This window comes from Kitasatospora sp. NPDC092286, assembly GCF_044755565.1.
Classification (GTDB): domain Bacteria; phylum Actinomycetota; class Actinomycetes; order Streptomycetales; family Streptomycetaceae; genus Kitasatospora.
This window is the reverse complement of the sequence record NZ_JBIVRD010000001.1, coordinates 244954-262745: the sequence shown is the minus strand read 5'-3', so window position 1 is coordinate 262745 and position 17792 is coordinate 244954. Positions and strand designations below refer to the sequence as shown.

Sequence of the window (17792 nt, the reverse complement as noted above, 5' to 3'; positions counted from 1 at the left end):
ATGGGCATCCGCAAGTACAAGCCGACTACGCCGGGCCGTCGTGGCTCCAGCGTGGCCGACTTCGTAGAGATCACGCGGTCCACGCCGGAGAAGTCGCTGGTTCGCCCCCTGCACAGCAAGGGCGGCCGTAACAACGCCGGTCGGATCACCGTTCGCCACCAGGGTGGTGGACACAAGCGCGCCTACCGCGTGATCGACTTCCGTCGTCACGACAAGGACGGCGTGCCGGCCAAGGTCGCGCACATCGAGTACGACCCGAACCGCACCGCGCGCATCGCGCTCCTGCACTACGCGGACGGGGAGAAGCGCTACATCATCGCTCCGCGCGGCATCGCGCAGGGTGACCGGGTCGAGAACGGCGCCGGCGCCGACATCAAGCCCGGCAACAACCTGCCGCTTCGCAACATCCCGGTCGGTACGACCATTCACGCGGTGGAGCTGCGTCCCGGTGGCGGTGCCAAGATGGCCCGCTCCGCCGGTGCCGGCATTCAGCTGCTGGCGCGTGAGGGCAAGATGGCGCACCTGCGCATGCCCTCCGGTGAGATCCGCCTGGTCGACGCGCGCTGCCGCGCGACCGTCGGCGAGGTCGGCAACGCCGAGCAGTCGAACATCAACTGGGGCAAGGCCGGCCGTATGCGCTGGAAGGGCGTCCGCCCGACCGTGCGTGGTGTCGCCATGAACCCGATCGACCACCCGCACGGTGGTGGTGAGGGTAAGACCTCCGGTGGTCGCCACCCGGTCTCGCCGTGGGGCCAGAAGGAGGGTCGCACCCGTCGCCCGAAGAAGGCGTCGGACGCTCTCATCGTGCGCCGCCGCAAGACCAACAAGAAGCGCTAGGAGCAGGTCAGATGCCGCGCAGTCTCAAGAAGGGCCCCTTCATCGACGGCCACCTTCTCAAGAAGGTGGACGCGCAGAACGAGGCGGGTACCCAGAACGTCATCAAGACCTGGTCCCGTCGCTCCGTGATCTTCCCGGCCATGCTCGGCCACACGATCGCGGTGCACGATGGCCGTAAGCACGTCCCGGTGTTCGTCACCGAGTCGATGGTCGGCCACAAGCTCGGCGAGTTCGCGCCGACGCGCACGTTCCGCGGTCACGTCAAGGACGACCGCAAGTCGAAGCGTCGCTAGTCGCCAGCGAGATTACCGACTCAATGACTTACACCAGCAAGGGGACAACCATGGAAGCCAGGGCCCAGGCGCGGTACATCCGCGTCACGCCCATGAAGGCCCGCCGCGTGGTGGACCTCATCCGTGGCCTGCCGGCCACGGAGGCCCAGGCGGTCCTGCGTTTCGCTCCGCAGGCCGCCACCGTGCCCGTCGGCAAGGTGCTCGACAGCGCCATTGCCAACGCCGCGCACAACTACAACCACTCCAACGTGGACGACCTCGTCATCAGCGAGGCGTACGTTGACGAGGGCCCGACCCTGAAGCGGTTCCGTCCGCGTGCGCAGGGTCGTGCCTACCGGATCCGCAAGCGGACCAGCCACATCACCGTGGTCGTCAGCAGCAAGGAAGGGACCCGGTAATGGGCCAGAAGGTTAACCCGCACGGGTTCCGCCTCGGCATCAGCACGGACTTCAAGTCCCGCTGGTACGCCGACAAGCTGTACAAGGACTACGTCAAGGAAGACGTTGCCATTCGTCGCATGATGACGAAGGGCATGGAGCGCGCCGGCATCTCCAAGGTCGAGATCGAGCGCACCCGCGACCGCGTCCGCGTCGACATCCACACCGCGCGCCCCGGCATCGTCATCGGTCGCCGTGGCACCGAGGCCGACCGCATCCGCGGCGACCTCGAGAAGCTGACCGGCAAGCAGGTCCAGCTGAACATCCTCGAGGTCAAGAACCCCGAGCTGGACGCCCAGCTCGTGGCTCAGGGCGTCGCGGAGCAGCTGTCCTCCCGCGTCTCCTTCCGCCGTGCCATGCGCAAGTCGATGCAGGGCACCATGAAGTCCGGCGCCAAGGGCATCAAGGTCCAGTGCTCCGGTCGTCTCGGCGGCGCCGAGATGAGCCGTTCGGAGTTCTACCGCGAGGGCCGTGTGCCGCTGCACACCCTGCGCGCGAACGTCGACTACGGCTTCTTCGAGGCCAAGACGACCTTCGGCCGCATCGGTGTGAAGGTCTGGATCTACAAGGGCGACGTCAAGAACATCGCCGAGGTCCGCGCTGAGAACGCCGCTGCCCGCTCGGGCAACCGCCCGGCCCGTCCCGAGGGTGGTCGTCCCGCCCGCGGTGGCGAGCGCCGTGGTGGCGAGCGCGGTGGCCGTGGCCGTCGCCCCGCCGCTGCCGAGGCCTCCGCGGCCCCGGTCGCCGAGGCTCCGGCTGCCGAGAACACCGGAACGGAGGCCTGACTCCAATGCTGATCCCCCGTCGGGTCAAGCACCGCAAGCAGCACCACCCCAAGCGCCGCGGCGCTGCCAAGGGTGGCACCGAGCTCGCCTTCGGCGAGTACGGCATCCAGGCCGTCACCCCGGCCTACGTGACGAACCGGCAGATCGAGTCCGCTCGTATCGCCGTCACCCGTCACATCAAGCGTGGCGGCAAGGTCTGGATCAACATCTACCCGGACCGTCCGCTCACCAAGAAGCCGGCCGAGACCCGCATGGGTTCCGGTAAGGGTTCGCCCGAGTGGTGGATCGCGAACGTGCACCCGGGTCGGGTCATGTTCGAGCTGTCGTACCCCAACGAGAAGGTGGCTCGTGAGGCGCTGACCCGCGCAGCTCACAAGCTCCCGATGAAGTGCCGGATCATCCGGCGCGAGGCAGGTGAGAGCTGATGTCGGCCGGCACCAAGGCTGCTGACCTCCGCGAGCTGGACAACGAGGGTCTCGTTGCCAAGCTCCGTGAGGCCAAGGAGGAGCTGTTCAACCTCCGCTTCCAGGCGGCGACCGGGCAGCTCGACAACCACGGACGGCTCAAGCTCGTCCGTAAGGACATCGCGCGGATCTACACCCTGATGCGCGAGCGCGAGCTGGGCATCGAGACGGTGGAGAACGCCTGATGACTGAGAACACCAACGAGACGCGCGGTTTCCGCAAGACCCGTGAGGGTCTCGTCGTCAGCGACAAGATGGACAAGACCGTCGTCGTCGCCGTCGAGGACCGCGTCAAGCACGCGCTGTACGGCAAGGTCATCCGCCGTACGAACAAGCTGAAGGCGCACGACGAGGCGAACGCCTGCGGCATCGGCGACCGGGTCCTCCTTGCGGAGACCCGCCCGCTGTCCGCGACGAAGCGCTGGCGCGTCGTCGAGATCCTCGAGAAGGCCAAGTAACGAAGTTGATGCGGTACGGCCGTATGTGCACCAGGCCCCTTGCGGGCGCTGGTGTGAGCAGCGGCCGGCCCGTCAGCTCTCGTTGACGATCAGGAGAAAGCTGTGATCCAGCAGGAGTCGCGACTGCGTGTCGCCGACAACACGGGCGCGAAGGAAATCCTTTGCATCCGCGTTCTCGGTGGCTCCGGTCGCCGCTACGCCGGTATCGGGGACGTCATCGTCGCCACCGTCAAGGACGCGATCCCCGGCGGTTCGGTGAAGAAGGGTGACGTCGTCAAGTGCGTCGTCGTCCGTACCGTGAAGTCGCGCCGTCGTCCCGACGGCTCGTACATCCGGTTCGACGAGAACGCCGCTGTCGTTCTCAAGAACACCGACGGTGACCCCCGCGGTACCCGCATCTTCGGCCCGGTGGGCCGCGAGCTGCGCGACAAGAAGTTCATGAAGATCATCTCGCTTGCGCCGGAGGTGCTCTAACCCATGGCGAACAGCATGAAGATCAAGAAGGGTGACCTGGTCCAGGTCATCACCGGCAAGGACCGCGGCAAGCAGGGCAAGGTCATCCAGGCCATGCCCGCCGAGAACAAGGTCCTGGTCGAGGGTGTCAACCGGGTCAAGAAGCACACCAAGCCGGGCCCGGGCACTCAGGGTGGCATCGTCACCGTCGAGGCCCCGGTGCACGTCTCCAACGTCCAGCTGGTCGTGGAGAAGGACGGCAAGAAGGTCGTCACCCGCGTTGGCTACCGCTTCGATGACGAGGGCAACAAGATCCGCGTTGCCAAGCGAACCGGTGAGGACATCTGATGTCTGAGACGACTGTTGAGAAGGTGACCCCCCGTCTCAAGGAGCGTTACAACTCCGAGATCAAGGGTCAGCTGCAGGAGCAGTTCTCGTACGAGAACGTCATGCTGACGCCCGGCCTGGTCAAGGTCGTCGTCAACATGGGTGTCGGCGAGGCCGCCCGTGACAGCAAGCTGATCGAGGGCGCTATCCGCGACCTGACCGCGATCACGGGCCAGAAGCCGGCCGTGACCAAGGCCCGCAAGTCCATCGCGCAGTTCAAGCTGCGCGAGGGCCAGCCGATCGGCACCCACGTCACCCTTCGTGGTGACCGCATGTGGGAGTTCCTGGACCGTCTGGTGACGCTGGCCCTGCCGCGTATCCGTGACTTCCGCGGTCTCTCCCCCAAGCAGTTCGACGGCCGTGGCAACTACACCTTCGGTCTGACCGAGCAGGTTATGTTCCACGAGATCGACCAGGACAAGGTCGACCGTCAGCGCGGTATGGACATCACCGTCGTGACCACCGCTCAGACCGACGACGAGGGCCGGGCGCTCCTGCGCGCTCTGGGCTTCCCGTTCAAGGAGGCGTGAGCCAATGGCGAAGAAGTCCCTCATCGCGAAGGCCGAGCGGAAGCCGAAGTTCGGCGTCCGGGCCTACACCCGGTGCCAGCGTTGCGGCCGTCCGCACTCGGTGTACCGCAAGTTCGGCCTCTGCCGTGTGTGCCTCCGTGAGATGGCCCACCGCGGCGAGCTGCCGGGCGTGACCAAGAGCTCCTGGTAGTCAGGACCCCGCGGTAACGCCATAGCGAAGCAGGTGTGCCCGATCCCACGGAGCCCCTTTTTGGGGCTACGTGCGGAATCCCGTAAGGTAGTGGGGTCGGGCCCCCTGTCGCGGGAGCTCCATAGCTGCCGTCGACCCTCTTCGGAGGGCTCGCACCCAGTCTTACGACGCCGCAGGTCCCCTGCGTCTGTGCCCCTGCCGCACTCCTCTGGAGTGCGGCAGGGGGACCTGGCGCGGAGAAACCACGGCGAGAGAGGCCTGAGGCCATCATGACCATGACCGACCCCATCGCAGACATGCTCACGCGTCTGCGTAACGCTAACTCGGCGTACCACGACACCGTGGCGATGCCGGCCAGCAAGATCAAGGCGCACGTCGCCCAGATCCTGCAGCAGGAGGGGTACATCTCCTCCTACAAGGTTGAGGAGCCCGCTGAGGGAGAGGTTGGCAAGAAGCTGACCATCGAGCTCAAGTTCGGCCCCAACCGTGAGCGCTCGATCGCTGGCATCAAGCGGATCAGCAAGCCGGGCCTGCGGGTCTACGCAAAGTCCACCAACCTGCCGAAGGTGCTCGGCGGCCTGGGCGTGGCGATCATCTCCACGTCTTCCGGTCTCCTCACCGACAAGCAGGCCGCCAAGAAGGGCGTAGGCGGAGAAGTTCTCGCCTACGTCTGGTAATTCGGGAAACGGAGGTACAGCAATGTCTCGCATTGGACGGCTGCCCGTCCCGGTTCCCGCCGGCGTGGACGTCACCATCGATGGCCAGGCGGTCTCGGTGAAGGGCCCGAAGGGCTCCCTCACCCACGTTGTCGCCGCGCCGATCGAGATCGGCAAGGGCGAGGACGGCACGCTGCTCGTCACCCGCCCCAACGACGAGCGTCAGTCGAAGGCCCTGCACGGCCTGACCCGCACGCTGGTGGCGAACATGATCACCGGCGTGACCGCGGGCTACCGCAAGTCGCTGGAGATCAGCGGTGTTGGTTACCGCGTCGCGGCGAAGGGCTCCGACATGGAGTTCTCGCTCGGCTACAGCCACCCCATCCTGGTCCCCGCGCCGGAGGGCATCACCTTCGTCGTCGAGTCGCCCACCAAGTTCCACGTGGACGGCATCGACAAGCAGAAGGTCGGCGAGGTCGCCGCAAAGATCCGCAAGCTGCGCAAGCCCGACCCGTACAAGGCCAAGGGCGTCAAGTACGCGGGCGAGGTCATCCGCCGCAAGGTCGGAAAGAGTGGTAAGTAAGCGATGAGCGTCTCTGTCAAGATCGGCAAGGGCAACGCCTACAAGAGCGCCGCTCGCAAGCGCCGCGCGATCCGCGTTCGCAAGCGCGTCGTCGGCACCGAGGTGCGTCCGCGCCTCGTCGTGACGCGCTCGAACCGTCACATGGTCGCCCAGGTCATCGACGACGCCAAGGGTCACACCCTGGCGTCGGCGTCCACCCTCGACGTGTCCATCAAGGGCGTCGAGGGCGACAAGACCGAGCTGGCCAAGAAGGTCGGGAGCCTGGTCGCCGAGCGCGCCAAGGCCGCCGGCATCGAGTCGGTCGTCTTCGACCGCGCGGGCAACCGGTACGCAGGCCGCATCGCCGCTCTGGCCGATGCCGCCCGTGAGGCCGGGCTCGACTTCTAAGCCGCTCGTCGGCTCAGTCGACGGACGTAATCGAGAGAGGTAATTCCAATGGCTGGACCCCAGCGCCGCGGTAGCGGCGCCGGCGGCGGCACCGGCGGTGGCGAGCGGCGCGACCGTAAGCGTGACGACCGGGGTAACGCCCCCGCCGTCGAGAAGACCGCTTACGTCGAGCGCGTCGTTGCGATCAACCGTGTCGCCAAGGTTGTCAAGGGTGGTCGTCGTTTCAGCTTCACCGCGCTGGTCGTGGTGGGCGACGGTGACGGCACCGTAGGTGTCGGCTACGGGAAGGCGAAGGAGGTTCCGGCCGCCATCGCCAAGGGTGTTGAGGAGGCCAAGAAGAACTTCTTCAAGGTCCCCCGTATCCAGGGCACCATCCCGCACCCGATCCAGGGCGAGAAGGCCGCCGGCGTCGTGCTGCTGAAGCCGGCCGCCCCCGGTACCGGTGTTATCGCCGGTGGCCCGGTGCGTGCCGTCCTGGAGTGCGCCGGCATTCACGACATCCTGTCGAAGTCGCTCGGCTCGGACAACGCGATCAACATCGTGCACGCCACGGTGGCCGCTCTGAAGGGCCTCGTGCGCCCCGAGGAGATCGCCGCCCGTCGTGGCCTGCCGCTGGAGGACGTGGCTCCCGCCGCTCTGCTGCGGGCGCGTGCTGCTGGGGTGAGCGCCTGATGGCTCGCCTGAAGATCACGCAGACCAAGTCGTACATCGGCAGCAAGCAGAACCACCGTGACACCCTGCGTTCGCTTGGTCTCAAGCGGATGCACGACGTGGTGGTCAAGGAGGACCGTCCCGAGATCCGCGGGATGGCCCAGACGGTCCGTCACCTGGTGACGGTTGAGGAGGTGGACTGATCATGGCCGACCAGCCGATCAAGATCCACAACCTGCGGCCCGCCCCGGGTGCCAAGACCGAGAAGATCCGTGTGGGTCGTGGTGAAGGCTCCAAGGGTAAGACCGCCGGTCGTGGCACCAAGGGCACCAAGGCCCGCTACCAGGTTCCGCAGCGCTTCGAGGGTGGCCAGATGCCCCTCCACATGCGCCTGCCGAAGCTGAAGGGCTTCAAGAACCCGTTCAAGATCACGTTCCAGGTTGTCAACCTCGACAAGCTGGCCGAGCTCTACCCGCAGGGTGGCGAGGTCACCGTCGAGGGTCTGGTCGCCAAGGGCGCGGTTCGCAAGAACTCCCTCGTCAAGGTGCTCGGCACCGGCGAGATCTCGGTCGCCCTGCAGGTGACGGTTGACGCCGTCTCCGGCTCGGCCGCCGAGAAGATCACCGCCGCCGGCGGTACCGTCACCGAGCTCGTCTGAGCCCGCTGACTTCCCACGAGCCCCGTACCTCCCTTCCGGGAGGTACGGGGCTCGTGCGTTTCAGGCCCCGCACCTCCCCGGGAGGGGAGAGCGGGGCTCGTTCTTTTGTGTGGCAAACCCGGGCATCCCGTACCCCATGAGTGGGGGAGGGGCCGTTCGCGCTTCTTTCGAGTGGCTGCGCACTGTTAGAGTCCGTGGAGTTCCCTTGTAGGCTGCGCGTAGGCTCGCCTGTGCCGTCTGTACGGGGGCCCGAACCGCAAACTCCCCATTCAGGACCGACCCTCCCGCCGACGACGTGCGGGAGGCGCAGGAGGCACCGTGCTCAGTGCGTTCGCGCGGGCGTTCCAGACGCCCGACCTGCGCAAGAAGCTGCTGTTCACGCTGGGCATCATGGTGCTGTTCCGGCTGGGCTCGCACATTCCCGTACCCGGGGTCAGTTTCCAGGCTGTCAACGAGTGTGTGAAAGACACCAAGAGCAGCGGCCTCTTCGGGCTCGTCAACCTGTTCAGCGGTGGCGCGCTCCTTCAGCTGACGATCTTCGCGCTCGGCATCATGCCGTACATCACGGCCAGCATCATCCTCCAGCTCCTCACCGTCGTGATCCCGCGACTCGAGGCGCTGAAGAAGGAGGGGCAGGCCGGCACCGCGAAGATCACCCAGTACACGCGTTACCTGACCATCGCGCTCGCCGTGCTCCAGGGCACCGGCATCGTCGCGACGGCCTCCAGCGGCGCGCTGTTCTCGGGCTGCATCTACGCCAACCAGATCGTCCCGGACCAGTCGGTGTTCCGGATCGCTGTCATGGTCATCACGATGACCGCCGGCACCACGTTCATCATGTGGCTGGGCGAGCTGATCACCGACCGCGGCATCGGCAACGGCATGTCGATCCTGATCTTCACCTCCATCGCCTCCGGCTTCCCGGGCTCGATGTGGGCGATCAAGCAGTCCGGCACCATCGGTGACGGCTGGGTGGAGTTCCTCTCCGTCGTCGCGGTCGGCGTCATCGTTGTGATGCTGGTCATCTTCGTGGAGCAGGCCCAGCGCCGGATCCCCGTCCAGTACGCGAAGCGGATGATCGGCCGCAGGGCGTTCGGCGGCACCTCGACCTACATCCCCCTCAAGGTGAACCAGGCCGGTGTCATCCCGGTCATCTTCGCCTCGTCGCTGCTGTACATCCCCGCCCTGGTGGTCCAGCTGACCAACAGCCAGGCCAGCTGGGCGACGTGGATCAGGACCAACTTCGTCAAGGGTGACCACCCCGTCTACATGGCCACCTATTTCCTGCTGATCGTCTTCTTCGCCTTCTTCTACGTCGCCATCTCCTTCAACCCCGAAGAAGTTGCCGACAATATGAAGAAGTATGGTGGGTTCATCCCGGGTATCCGGGCCGGCCGCCCGACGGCCGAGTACCTGAACTACGTGCTCACCCGTATCACGTGGCCGGGTTCGCTCTACCTGGGCCTGATCGCGTTGATCCCGATGATCGCCCTGGTCGCCTTCGGACAGCAGACAAACTTCCCGTTCGGCGGCACCAGCGTGCTCATCGTCGTCGGCGTCGGACTCGAAACTGTGAAGCAGATCGAGAGCCAGCTCCAGCAGCGCAATTACGAAGGGTTCCTCCGCTGATGCGTATCGTCCTCGTCGGGCCTCCCGGGGCCGGGAAGGGTACTCAGGCGCACCTGCTCGCCAAGACCCTGTCCATCCCCCACATCTCCACCGGCGACCTGTTCCGCGCCAACATCGGTCAGGGCACCCCGCTGGGGCTCGAGGCCAAGAGCTACATGGACGCGGGTCGCCTGGTGCCGGACGAGGTCACCATCGGGATGGCCAAGGACCGGATGCTCCAGCCGGACGCCGCCGACGGCTTCCTGCTCGACGGCTTCCCGCGCAACCTGGGCCAGGCCGAGGCGCTCGACGGGTTCCTCGCCGAGCAGGGCATCAAGCTCGACGGTGTGCTGGACCTGGAGGTCCCCGAGGACGAGGTGGTCCGGCGCATCGCCGGCCGCCGGCTGTGCCGCAAGGACGGCGGCCACGTGTTCCACGTGGACTACAACCCGCCGAAGACCGAGGGCGTCTGCGACGAGTGCGGCGGCGAGCTGTACCAGCGCTCGGACGACACCGAGGAGAAGGTGCGCACGCGCCTGGAGGTCTACCACACGGAGACCGAGCCGATCATCGAGTACTACGCCCAGCAGGGCCTGGTGGCGACGATCCCGGCCCTCGGCAAGGTGGACGAGGTCACCCAGCGCGCGATCGAGGCGCTGAAGCAGGACAGCTGACCCGCCGAGTACGGCGGAACGCAGCATCGACGTACGTACGGCCGCGCTTGCCCTCCCGGGGCAGCGCGGCCGTACCGCGTCGTACGGTGGAACGAGTGCACGGCCGCCCGGCAAGGACCGGGCGGGAACCCTAGGAAGGCGTGACCAGATGGTGGAGATCAAGACCTCCGAGCAGATCGCGAAGATGCGAGCGGCCGGGCTGGTCGTCGCCGAGGCGCTGAAGGCCTGTCGCGAGGCGGTCGCCCCCGGGGTGACCACCCAGGAGCTCAACGACGTCGCGGACAAGGTCATCACGGACCACGGTGCCACCTCGAACTTCCGGGCCCACCACGGTGGTCTCTGGTTCCCCGGGGTGATCTGCGCCTCGGTGAACAACGAGGTCGTGCACGGCATCCCCGGTGACCGGGTGCTCCAGGAGGGCGACGTCATCTCCATCGACTGCGGCGCCATCCTGGACGGCTGGCACGGCGACTCCGCGATCACCGTCGCGGTCGGCGAGGTCCGGCCCGAGGTCGAGATGCTGAGCCGGGTCACCGAGGGCTCGATGTGGGCCGGCATCGCCCAGATGAAGAAGGGCAACCGCCTGGTCGACGTCTCCAAGGCGATCGAGGGCTACATCCGCCGTCAGCCGCTGCCGCCCAAGGGCAAGTGGGGCATCACCGAGGGCTACGGCGGCCACGGCATCGGCACCGCGATGCACATGGAGCCGCACGTGCTGAACTACGTCGAGCGCGGCCGCGGCAAGGGTCCCAAGCTGATCCCCGGCACCGTGCTGGCGATCGAGCCGATGGTGTCCCTGGGCACCCCGCACACCACCGTGCTGGAGGACGACTGGACGGTCGTCACCAACGACGGCACCTGGGCCTCGCACTGGGAGCACTCGGTGGCCGTCACCGAGCAGGGCCCGCTGGTGCTGACGGCCTTCGACGGCGGCCGGGCCGAGCTGGCGAAGCTGGGCATCACCGCGGCTCCGGACCCCCTCGCGTAACCGCTAAGGTGGCCAACTGCCGCTTCTGACAAGGGATCAGAGCCCTGGAGGTTTGGACCTCCAGGGCTTTTGTCCTATTTTTATCGGCTGGCAGTGGCTTCGAGCGAGGAGAGAGCAGTGCTCAAGGGATTCCGCGACTTCATGATGCGCGGCAACGTCGTCGACATGGCGGTCGGTGTCGTCATCGGCGCCGCGTTCACCGGGGTGGTGACCGGTTTCGTGTCGGCGTTCCTCACTCCGCTGGTCGGCGTGGTGGTCGGTGCCGCCGGCGACTTCAGCTCGTACAAGGCGACGGTGGCCGGCGTCACCTTCCCGTACGGGCAGTTCCTCAACGTGCTGATCGCGTTCTTCATGACCGCCGCGGTGCTGTACTTCTGTGTGGTGCTGCCGGTGACCAAGGCCACCGCCCGCTACATGCCGAAGAAGCCGAAGACCCCCAAGCGGCCGTGCCCCGAGTGCCTGACCGAGATCCCCCAGGCGGCCAGCCGCTGTTCGGCCTGCACCGCCCACGTCCAGCCGCTGACGGTGGCCTCGGTCGTGTGACGGCCTCGGCCGGACGGGGGCCCGTTTTGGTGCAGCCGACGCGCTGGCGTACGATGGACCGTCGGCTCACTCGTAGCGTGCTTCAGCACGCCCTCTTCCCTAGCGGGTCGGGGTGAACCCAGGTTCGCACGAGCGCGCCGCATACGGTAGCCGGTCCCGGAAGGTGGATCTCGCAGTTCATGGCTAAGAAGCAAGGCGCCATTGAGATCGAGGGCACCGTGATCGAGTCTCTTCCGAACGCGATGTTCAGGGTCGAGCTGCAGAACGGTCACAAGGTCCTCGCGCACATCAGCGGCAAGATGCGCATGCACTACATCCGCATCCTGCCGGACGACCGGGTCGTCGTGGAGCTCAGCCCCTACGACCTCACGCGCGGCCGGATCGTCTACCGCTACAAGTAAGAACGTCAGATCTAGACCCGGAGAACCTGAAGCATGAAGGTCAAGCCGAGCGTCAAGAAGATCTGCGACAAGTGCAAGGTGATCCGCCGCCACGGCCGGGTCATGGTGATCTGCGACAACCTGCGCCACAAGCAGCGCCAGGGCTGATCTCTCCCCAGCATTTCTCGTAGTACTTCGCGCGACGCGAAAACGTCATAAGCGGGCTACCCGATCCGTCCGTTTCCGGGCGGACTGCCGCCCCCGGTCAGAGGCCGGGGCTCCCTCACCGTGAGGTGTCGGAGTAGGTAGCACGCAAGACCTCTGAAGAACCACAGGAGCCTTGAATGGCACGCCTCGCCGGCGTTGATCTCCCCCGTGAGAAGCGGATCGAGATCGCCCTTACCTACGTGTACGGCATCGGCCGTACCCGCGCCCAGCAGACCCTGGCCGAGACCGGTGTCAACCCGGATGTCCGCGTTCGCGACATCTCCGAGGAAGACCTCGTGAAGCTGGGCCAGTACATCGACGCCAACTACACGGTCGAGGGTGACCTCCGCCGTGAGGTGGCCGCCGACATCCGCCGCAAGGTCGAGATCGGCTGCTACGAGGGTCTGCGTCACCGCCGTGGCCTGCCGGTCCGCGGTCAGCGCACCCACACCAACGCGCGTACCCGCAAGGGCCCGCGTCGCGCGATTGCCGGCAAGAAGAAGCCGGGCAAGAAGTAGTCCGCCCCCAAACCGGACATCCCTCCGGCCCGCGGGTCAGCGGACCGACCACCTCAGTAGGAGAACAGACTTATGCCCCCCAAGGGTCGTCAGGCTGCCGGCGCGAAGAAGATCCGCCGCAAGGAAAAGAAGAACGTCGCTCACGGCCACGCGCACATCAAGAGCACGTTCAACAACACCATCGTTTCGATCACCGACCCCGCGGGCAACGTGATCTCCTGGGCCTCCGCCGGCCACGTCGGCTTCAAGGGCTCGCGCAAGTCCACCCCGTTCGCCGCGCAGATGGCCGCCGAGGCCGCTGCCCGTCGCGCGCAGGAGCACGGCATGCGCAAGGTTGACGTCTTCGTGAAGGGTCCGGGCTCCGGCCGCGAGACCGCGATCCGTTCGCTCCAGGCCACCGGCCTGGAGGTCGGCTCGATCCAGGACGTCACCCCCACCCCGCACAACGGCTGCCGTCCGCCGAAGCGCCGCCGCGTCTGACGCAGCGCCTTCGGGCACGCGGGTCTTGTTTCACAACCTCGTACGGGGTCTCGTTTCGAGCGGGACCCCGTACGCTGGTTCTGTTCGGCATCAAATAGTGGGTGCCGACGTCAACTGGAGGATCTGAAAACATGCTCATCGCTCAGCGCCCCTCGCTGACCGAAGAGGTCGTCGACGAGTTCCGCTCGCGGTTCGTGATCGAGCCGCTGGAGCCGGGCTTCGGCTACACCCTCGGCAACTCCCTGCGCCGTACGCTCCTGTCGTCGATCCCGGGTGCCGCTGTCACCAGCATCCGCATCGACGGCGTCCTGCACGAGTTCACCACCGTGCCGGGCGTCAAGGAGGACGTCACCGACCTCATCCTCAACATCAAGCAGCTGGTCGTCTCCTCGGAGCACGACGAGCCGGTCGTGATGTACCTGCGCAAGCAGGGCCCGGGTGTGGTCACCGCCGCCGACATCGCGCCGCCGGCCGGTGTCGAGGTGCACAACCCCGAGCTGGTCCTCGCCACGCTGAACGGCAAGGGCAAGCTGGAGATGGAGCTGACCGTCGAGCGCGGTCGCGGCTACGTCTCCGCCGTGCAGAACAAGGCTTCCGGCCAGGAGATCGGCCGTATCCCGGTCGACTCGATCTACAGCCCCGTGCTGAAGGTCACCTACAAGGTCGAGGCCACCCGTGTCGAGCAGCGGACCGACTTCGACAAGCTGATCGTCGACGTCGAGACCAAGCCCGCCATGCGCCCGCGTGACGCCATGGCCTCGGCCGGCAAGACCCTGGTGGAGCTGTTCGGTCTCGCCCGCGAGCTGAACATCGACGCCGAGGGCATCGACATGGGCCCGTCCCCGACGGACGCCGCCCTGGCCGCCGACCTGGCGCTGCCGATCGAGGAGCTGGAGCTCACCGTTCGGTCGTACAACTGCCTCAAGCGCGAGGGCATCCACACCGTGGGTGAGCTCGTCGCCCGCTCCGAGGCCGACCTGCTCGACATCCGCAACTTCGGTGCGAAGTCGATCGACGAGGTCAAGGCGAAGCTGGCCGGCATGGGCCTGGCCCTCAAGGATAGCCCGCCCGGATTCGACCCGACCGCCGCCGCCGACGCCTTCGGCGCCGACGACCTGGACGACGCGGGTTACGCGGAGACCGAGCAGTACTGAGTTTGATGACGGGGGCGGTTCCCCGGGGCCGCCCCCGGCACCATGAAAGTCGTGCGGACACCGTGTCCGTACGCCCGCGGCGGTACCTGGTACGGCCGCCGTCGGAGATTCAAGGAGTCATTCCATGCCGCGTCCCACCAAGGGTGCCCGCCTCGGCGGCGGCCCGCACCACGAGCCGCTGCTGCTCGCCGGTCTGTGCCGGGAGCTGTTCCAGTACGGCCGCATCACCACGACCGAGGCCAAGGCCCGTCGGATGCGCCCGCTGGCGGAGAAGCTGATCACCAAGGCGAAGAAGGGCGACATCCACAACCGTCGCCTCGTTCGCAAGACGATCACCGACATCGCCGTGCTGCACACCCTCTTCACCGAGATCGCGCCGCGCTACGAGAACCGCCCGGGTGGTTACACCCGTATCACCAAGATCGGTCCCCGTCGTGGCGACAACGCCCCGATGGCCGTGATCGAGCTGGTCGAGGCGCTGACCGTCGCGCAGAACGCCGTCGGCGAGGCCGAGGCCGCCACCAAGCGCGCCGTCAAGGAGGCCGACGCCAAGGTCGAGGAGACCAAGGTCGACGTCGCCAAGGCCGACGAGGCCGAGGCCGAGCAGGCCTGACCCCCTCTGGGTGTCGCGGGCCCGCTCTCCCATTCGTGGGGGAGCGGGCCCGTTCCGTTATCTCTGGGAGTGATGCAGTGGTCAACGATTGCGCCGAGCGGCCGCCGGTCAAGGACGGCCCGGCCGACGGGTACGTCCGGGTCCGGCTCGATCTCGCCTACCACGGCGCGGAGTTCTCCGGCTGGGCCCGCCAGCGCGGCGGCCGCAGGACCGTGCAGGAGGAGATCGAGACCGCGCTGCAGATCGTCACCCGAAGCCCCGAGCTGTTCCCGCTTACCGTGGCCGGCCGTACCGACGCCGGGGTGCACGCCCGCGGCCAGGTCGCGCACGTGGACCTGCCAGCCGAGCTATGGGCCGCGCACCGCGAGAAGCTGCTGCGCAGGCTGGCCGGGCGGCTGCCGGGGGACGTCCGGATCTACCGCGTGGGCGAGGCGCCGGACGGCTTCGACGCCCGCTTCTCGGCGATCTGGCGCCGGTACGCCTACCGGGTCGCCGACCACCCCGGCGGGGTGGACCCGCTGCTGCGCGGGCACGTGCTCTGGCACGACCGCCCGCTGGACCTCGACCTGATGAACGCGGCCGCCGAGCTGCTGCTGGGCGAGCACGACTTCGCGGCGTACTGCAAGAAGCGCGAGGGCGCGACCACCATCCGCACCCTGCTGGAGCTGCGCTGGGACCGCGTCCCGGTCGACGGCTACGCCAGCCAGGAGGGCTCTCTCGCGGTCGCCACCGTCCGGGCCGACGCCTTCTGCCACAACATGGTGCGGGCGCTGGTCGGCGCGATGCTGCTGGTCGGCGACGGGCACCGGCCGGTGGAGTTCCCCGGCGAGGTGCTGGCGGGCGGGGTCCGCAACTCCGCCGTCAACGTCATCCGGCCGTACGGACTGACGCTGGAGGAGGTCGGCTACCCGCCGGACGACCAGCTCGCCGAGCGCAACCGGGCGGCCCGCCGGATGCGGACGCTGCCCGGACAGCCGGTGGTTGGTTAATCCGTTTTGGTCCAGGGCGACCGCTTGGGACAATCTCCCCATGGGACACGTCGAGATTTCGCACCTTGAGTACTACCTGCCGGACGGGCGGGTGCTGTTCGACGACGCGTCCTTCCGGGTGGGGGAGGGTTCCGCGGTCGCCCTGGTGGGTGCCAACGGGGCCGGCAAGACCACCCTGCTGCGCATGATCGCGGGCGACATCCAGCCGCACGGCGGCTCGGTGACCATCAGCGGCGGCCTCGGGGTGATGCGCCAGTTCGTCGGCACCACCGGCCGTGAGGACCAGAAGGAGACGCCGGGCGCGCTGCCCGCCGACGCCTCCGTCCGGGACCTGCTGGTCTCCGTCGCCCCCGGGCGGATCGCCGTCGCCGCCCGCGCTGTGGACGCCGCCGAGCTGGCGATGATCGCCCAGGACGACGAGAAGACGCAGATGGCCTATGCCCAGGCGCTCTCGGACTGGGCCGACGTCGGCGGCTACGACTACGAGACAGACTGGGACGTCTGCACCATGGCGGCCCTCGGGATGCCCTTCGACAAGGCCCAGTGGCGCGGCCTGAACACGCTCTCCGGCGGCGAACAGAAGCGGCTCGTCCTGGAGGCGCTGCTGCGCGGCCCCGAGGAGGTGCTGCTGCTGGACGAGCCGGACAACTACCTGGACGTCCCGGGCAAGCGCTGGCTGGAGGAGGCCATCCGGTCCACCTCCAAGACCGTGCTGTACATCTCGCACGACCGCGAGCTGCTCTCCCGGACCGCACAGAAGATCATCAGCGTCGAGTCGGGGGCGGCCGGCAGCAGCGTCTGGGTGCACGGCGGCGGCTTCGACTCCTTCCACGACGCCCGCAAGGACCGCTTCGCGCGCTTCGAGGAGCTCGGCCGGCGCTGGGACGAGGAGCACGCCAAGCTCAAGAAGCTGGTCGTCACCCTGCGCCAGGCGGCCTCCGTCAGCCATGCCCTGGCCACCCGCTACGCCGCCGCGCAGACCAGGCTGAAGAAGTTCGAGGAGGCCGGCCGCCCGGAGGAGCCCCCGCGCGAGCAGAGCATCACCATGCGGCTCAAGGGCGGGCGTACCGGGGTGCGCGCCTTCACCATGGAGCAGCTGGAGCTCACCGGGCTGATGAAGCCGTTCGACCTGGAGGTCTACTACGGCGAGCGGATCGGCGTGCTCGGCTCCAACGGCTCCGGCAAGTCGCACTTCCTGCGGCTGCTGGCGGGGGACGGGACGGTCGCCCACACCGGTCGGTGGAAGCTCGGCGCCCGGGTGGTGCCCGGCCACTTCCGGCAGACCCACGCCCACCCGGAACTGCTCGGCCGTACCGTCCGCTCGATCGTCGAGGAGGAACACGCGCTCAGCCGCGGCGCGGCGATGGGCGCGCTGCGCCGCTACGAGCTGGACCGCCAGGAGGAGCAGAAGTTCGAGTCGTTGTCCGGTGGGCAGCAGGCCCGGCTGATGATTCTCAAGCTCGAACTCTCCGGGGTGACGGCCCTGTTGCTGGACGAGCCGACCGACAACCTGGACCTGGAGAGCGCCGAGGCGCTGCAGGCCGGGCTGGAGGCGTTCGACGGCACGGTGCTCTGTGTGACGCACGACCGCTGGTTCGCCCGGACCTTCGACCGCTTCCTGGTGTTCGGCGCGGACGGCCGGGTCTACGAGTCGGCCGAGCCGGTCTGGGACGTGACCAGGGTGGAGCGCGAGCGCTGAGGGATTTTGACCCACCCCGGCGCGCCCGGTAGGCTGGTCGCTTGTTGTGCGTATTGGCTCGCTCCATCTCACGTGAGAGGTCGGTACGCCGGAGATACCAGACCGACGACCAGCGGTCCCCCCCTTGAATTGCGTCCAAGGCGGGCCGGGCTGATCCCTCGTTCAGGTGCT

General features: G+C 67.5%; 29 protein-coding genes. All 29 read left to right on the top strand.

The features are described from left to right. The 29 genes from rplB (at nt 1) to ACIQIB_RS01150 (ending at nt 17621) form a co-directional block, all read left to right on the top strand. The gene (gene rplB, locus ACIQIB_RS01290) at nt 1–837 is read left to right on the top strand and encodes a 50S ribosomal protein L2 (RefSeq protein ID WP_329885382.1); all 837 of its coding nucleotides are present in this window, start codon (nt 1–3) and stop codon (nt 835–837) included. An 11-nt stretch (nt 838–848) separates the two neighbouring features. Then, the gene (rpsS, locus tag ACIQIB_RS01285) at nt 849–1130 is read left to right on the top strand and encodes a 30S ribosomal protein S19 (RefSeq protein WP_030055821.1); all 282 of its coding nucleotides are present in this window, start codon (nt 849–851) and stop codon (nt 1128–1130) included. A 50-nt stretch (nt 1131–1180) separates the two neighbouring features. Further along, nucleotides 1181–1528, top strand: a complete 348-nt coding sequence (rplV, locus tag ACIQIB_RS01280) for a 50S ribosomal protein L22 (protein ID WP_030055822.1) — start codon at nt 1181–1183, stop codon at nt 1526–1528. Continuing rightward, nucleotides 1528–2352: a 30S ribosomal protein S3 gene (gene rpsC / locus ACIQIB_RS01275; protein WP_188306763.1), complete on the top strand. Its 825-nt coding sequence runs from the start codon at nt 1528–1530 to the stop codon at nt 2350–2352. Before rplV ends, rpsC begins: the two co-directional genes overlap by 1 nt. A gap of 5 nt (nt 2353–2357) precedes the next feature. Beyond that, nucleotides 2358–2777: a 50S ribosomal protein L16 gene (gene rplP / locus ACIQIB_RS01270; RefSeq protein WP_030055824.1), complete on the top strand. Its 420-nt coding sequence runs from the start codon at nt 2358–2360 to the stop codon at nt 2775–2777. After that, nucleotides 2777–3001, top strand: a complete 225-nt coding sequence (gene rpmC, locus ACIQIB_RS01265; protein ID WP_063348970.1) for a 50S ribosomal protein L29 — start codon at nt 2777–2779, stop codon at nt 2999–3001. Before rplP ends, rpmC begins: the two co-directional genes overlap by 1 nt. Next, on the top strand, nt 3001–3273 hold the full coding sequence (gene rpsQ, locus ACIQIB_RS01260; RefSeq protein WP_030055826.1) for a 30S ribosomal protein S17: 273 nt from the start codon (nt 3001–3003) through the stop codon (nt 3271–3273). The genes rpmC and rpsQ overlap by 1 nt, the downstream gene beginning before the upstream one ends. A gap of 102 nt (nt 3274–3375) precedes the next feature. After that, nucleotides 3376–3747, top strand: a complete 372-nt coding sequence (gene rplN, locus ACIQIB_RS01255) for a 50S ribosomal protein L14 (protein WP_030393301.1) — start codon at nt 3376–3378, stop codon at nt 3745–3747. A gap of 15 nt (nt 3748–3762) precedes the next feature. Beyond that, nucleotides 3763–4074, top strand: coding sequence for a 50S ribosomal protein L24 (gene rplX / locus ACIQIB_RS01250; RefSeq protein ID WP_030055828.1), 312 nt, complete (start codon nt 3763–3765; stop codon nt 4072–4074). Then, nucleotides 4074–4643: a 50S ribosomal protein L5 gene (rplE, locus tag ACIQIB_RS01245; RefSeq protein ID WP_238862989.1), complete on the top strand. Its 570-nt coding sequence runs from the start codon at nt 4074–4076 to the stop codon at nt 4641–4643. The genes rplX and rplE overlap by 1 nt, the downstream gene beginning before the upstream one ends. Nucleotides 4644–4647: 4 nt before the next feature. Beyond that, nucleotides 4648–4833: a type Z 30S ribosomal protein S14 gene (locus ACIQIB_RS01240; RefSeq protein WP_030393303.1), complete on the top strand. Its 186-nt coding sequence runs from the start codon at nt 4648–4650 to the stop codon at nt 4831–4833. Between the two features lie 269 nt (nt 4834–5102). Further along, nucleotides 5103–5510 (top strand): 30S ribosomal protein S8, encoded by a 408-nt coding sequence (rpsH, locus tag ACIQIB_RS01235; RefSeq protein ID WP_350503566.1) that lies wholly within the window; start codon nt 5103–5105, stop codon nt 5508–5510. A 22-nt stretch (nt 5511–5532) separates the two neighbouring features. Continuing rightward, nucleotides 5533–6072, top strand: coding sequence for a 50S ribosomal protein L6 (gene rplF, locus ACIQIB_RS01230; RefSeq protein WP_363605506.1), 540 nt, complete (start codon nt 5533–5535; stop codon nt 6070–6072). A gap of 3 nt (nt 6073–6075) precedes the next feature. Then, nucleotides 6076–6459, top strand: coding sequence for a 50S ribosomal protein L18 (gene rplR, locus ACIQIB_RS01225; protein WP_209414075.1), 384 nt, complete (start codon nt 6076–6078; stop codon nt 6457–6459). Nucleotides 6460–6507: 48 nt separating this feature from the next. Then, nucleotides 6508–7131: a 30S ribosomal protein S5 gene (gene rpsE, locus ACIQIB_RS01220; RefSeq protein ID WP_030055834.1), complete on the top strand. Its 624-nt coding sequence runs from the start codon at nt 6508–6510 to the stop codon at nt 7129–7131. Further along, nucleotides 7131–7313 carry a 50S ribosomal protein L30 gene (gene rpmD, locus ACIQIB_RS01215; RefSeq protein WP_030251557.1) on the top strand — a complete coding sequence of 61 codons (183 nt, stop codon included), beginning with the start codon at nt 7131–7133 and terminating at the stop codon, nt 7311–7313. Before rpsE ends, rpmD begins: the two co-directional genes overlap by 1 nt. A 2-nt stretch (nt 7314–7315) precedes the next feature. Further along, nucleotides 7316–7768, top strand: coding sequence for a 50S ribosomal protein L15 (gene rplO / locus ACIQIB_RS01210; protein ID WP_400659908.1), 453 nt, complete (start codon nt 7316–7318; stop codon nt 7766–7768). A 318-nt stretch (nt 7769–8086) separates the two neighbouring features. Further along, a complete protein-coding gene (secY, locus tag ACIQIB_RS01205) occupies nt 8087–9397 on the top strand; it encodes a preprotein translocase subunit SecY (RefSeq protein ID WP_400756159.1) in 1311 nt (436 codons plus the stop codon). After that, nucleotides 9397–10050 carry an adenylate kinase gene (locus ACIQIB_RS01200; protein ID WP_363605511.1) on the top strand — a complete coding sequence of 218 codons (654 nt, stop codon included), beginning with the start codon at nt 9397–9399 and terminating at the stop codon, nt 10048–10050. The genes secY and ACIQIB_RS01200 overlap by 1 nt, the downstream gene beginning before the upstream one ends. Before the next feature lie 148 nt (nt 10051–10198). Further along, nucleotides 10199–11038 (top strand): type I methionyl aminopeptidase, encoded by an 840-nt coding sequence (gene map / locus ACIQIB_RS01195; RefSeq protein ID WP_363605513.1) that lies wholly within the window; start codon nt 10199–10201, stop codon nt 11036–11038. A gap of 117 nt (nt 11039–11155) precedes the next feature. Further along, the gene (gene mscL / locus ACIQIB_RS01190) at nt 11156–11581 is read left to right on the top strand and encodes a large conductance mechanosensitive channel protein MscL (protein ID WP_363605514.1); all 426 of its coding nucleotides are present in this window, start codon (nt 11156–11158) and stop codon (nt 11579–11581) included. A 179-nt stretch (nt 11582–11760) separates the two neighbouring features. Then, on the top strand, nt 11761–11982 hold the full coding sequence (infA, locus tag ACIQIB_RS01185) for a translation initiation factor IF-1 (RefSeq protein WP_014047798.1): 222 nt from the start codon (nt 11761–11763) through the stop codon (nt 11980–11982). Nucleotides 11983–12015: 33 nt separating this feature from the next. Beyond that, complete coding sequence (rpmJ, locus tag ACIQIB_RS01180) at nt 12016–12129, top strand: 50S ribosomal protein L36 (protein WP_003956441.1); 114 nt, start codon at nt 12016–12018, stop codon at nt 12127–12129. A gap of 176 nt (nt 12130–12305) precedes the next feature. Next, on the top strand, nt 12306–12686 hold the full coding sequence (gene rpsM, locus ACIQIB_RS01175; RefSeq protein ID WP_030232510.1) for a 30S ribosomal protein S13: 381 nt from the start codon (nt 12306–12308) through the stop codon (nt 12684–12686). Nucleotides 12687–12758: 72 nt separating this feature from the next. After that, nucleotides 12759–13166 (top strand): 30S ribosomal protein S11, encoded by a 408-nt coding sequence (rpsK, locus tag ACIQIB_RS01170; protein WP_030232513.1) that lies wholly within the window; start codon nt 12759–12761, stop codon nt 13164–13166. A 131-nt stretch (nt 13167–13297) separates the two neighbouring features. Continuing rightward, entirely contained in the window at nt 13298–14320 is a 1023-nt protein-coding gene (locus ACIQIB_RS01165) for a DNA-directed RNA polymerase subunit alpha (protein WP_030055844.1), read from the top strand. A gap of 124 nt (nt 14321–14444) precedes the next feature. Further along, on the top strand, nt 14445–14933 hold the full coding sequence (gene rplQ, locus ACIQIB_RS01160; RefSeq protein WP_363605516.1) for a 50S ribosomal protein L17: 489 nt from the start codon (nt 14445–14447) through the stop codon (nt 14931–14933). Between the two features lie 77 nt (nt 14934–15010). After that, complete coding sequence (gene truA / locus ACIQIB_RS01155) at nt 15011–15922, top strand: tRNA pseudouridine(38-40) synthase TruA (RefSeq protein WP_400659898.1); 912 nt, start codon at nt 15011–15013, stop codon at nt 15920–15922. Nucleotides 15923–15962: 40 nt separating this feature from the next. Next, nucleotides 15963–17621: an ATP-binding cassette domain-containing protein gene (locus tag ACIQIB_RS01150; RefSeq protein ID WP_363605519.1), complete on the top strand. Its 1659-nt coding sequence runs from the start codon at nt 15963–15965 to the stop codon at nt 17619–17621. The last annotated feature ends 171 nt before the right edge of the window (nt 17622–17792 follow it).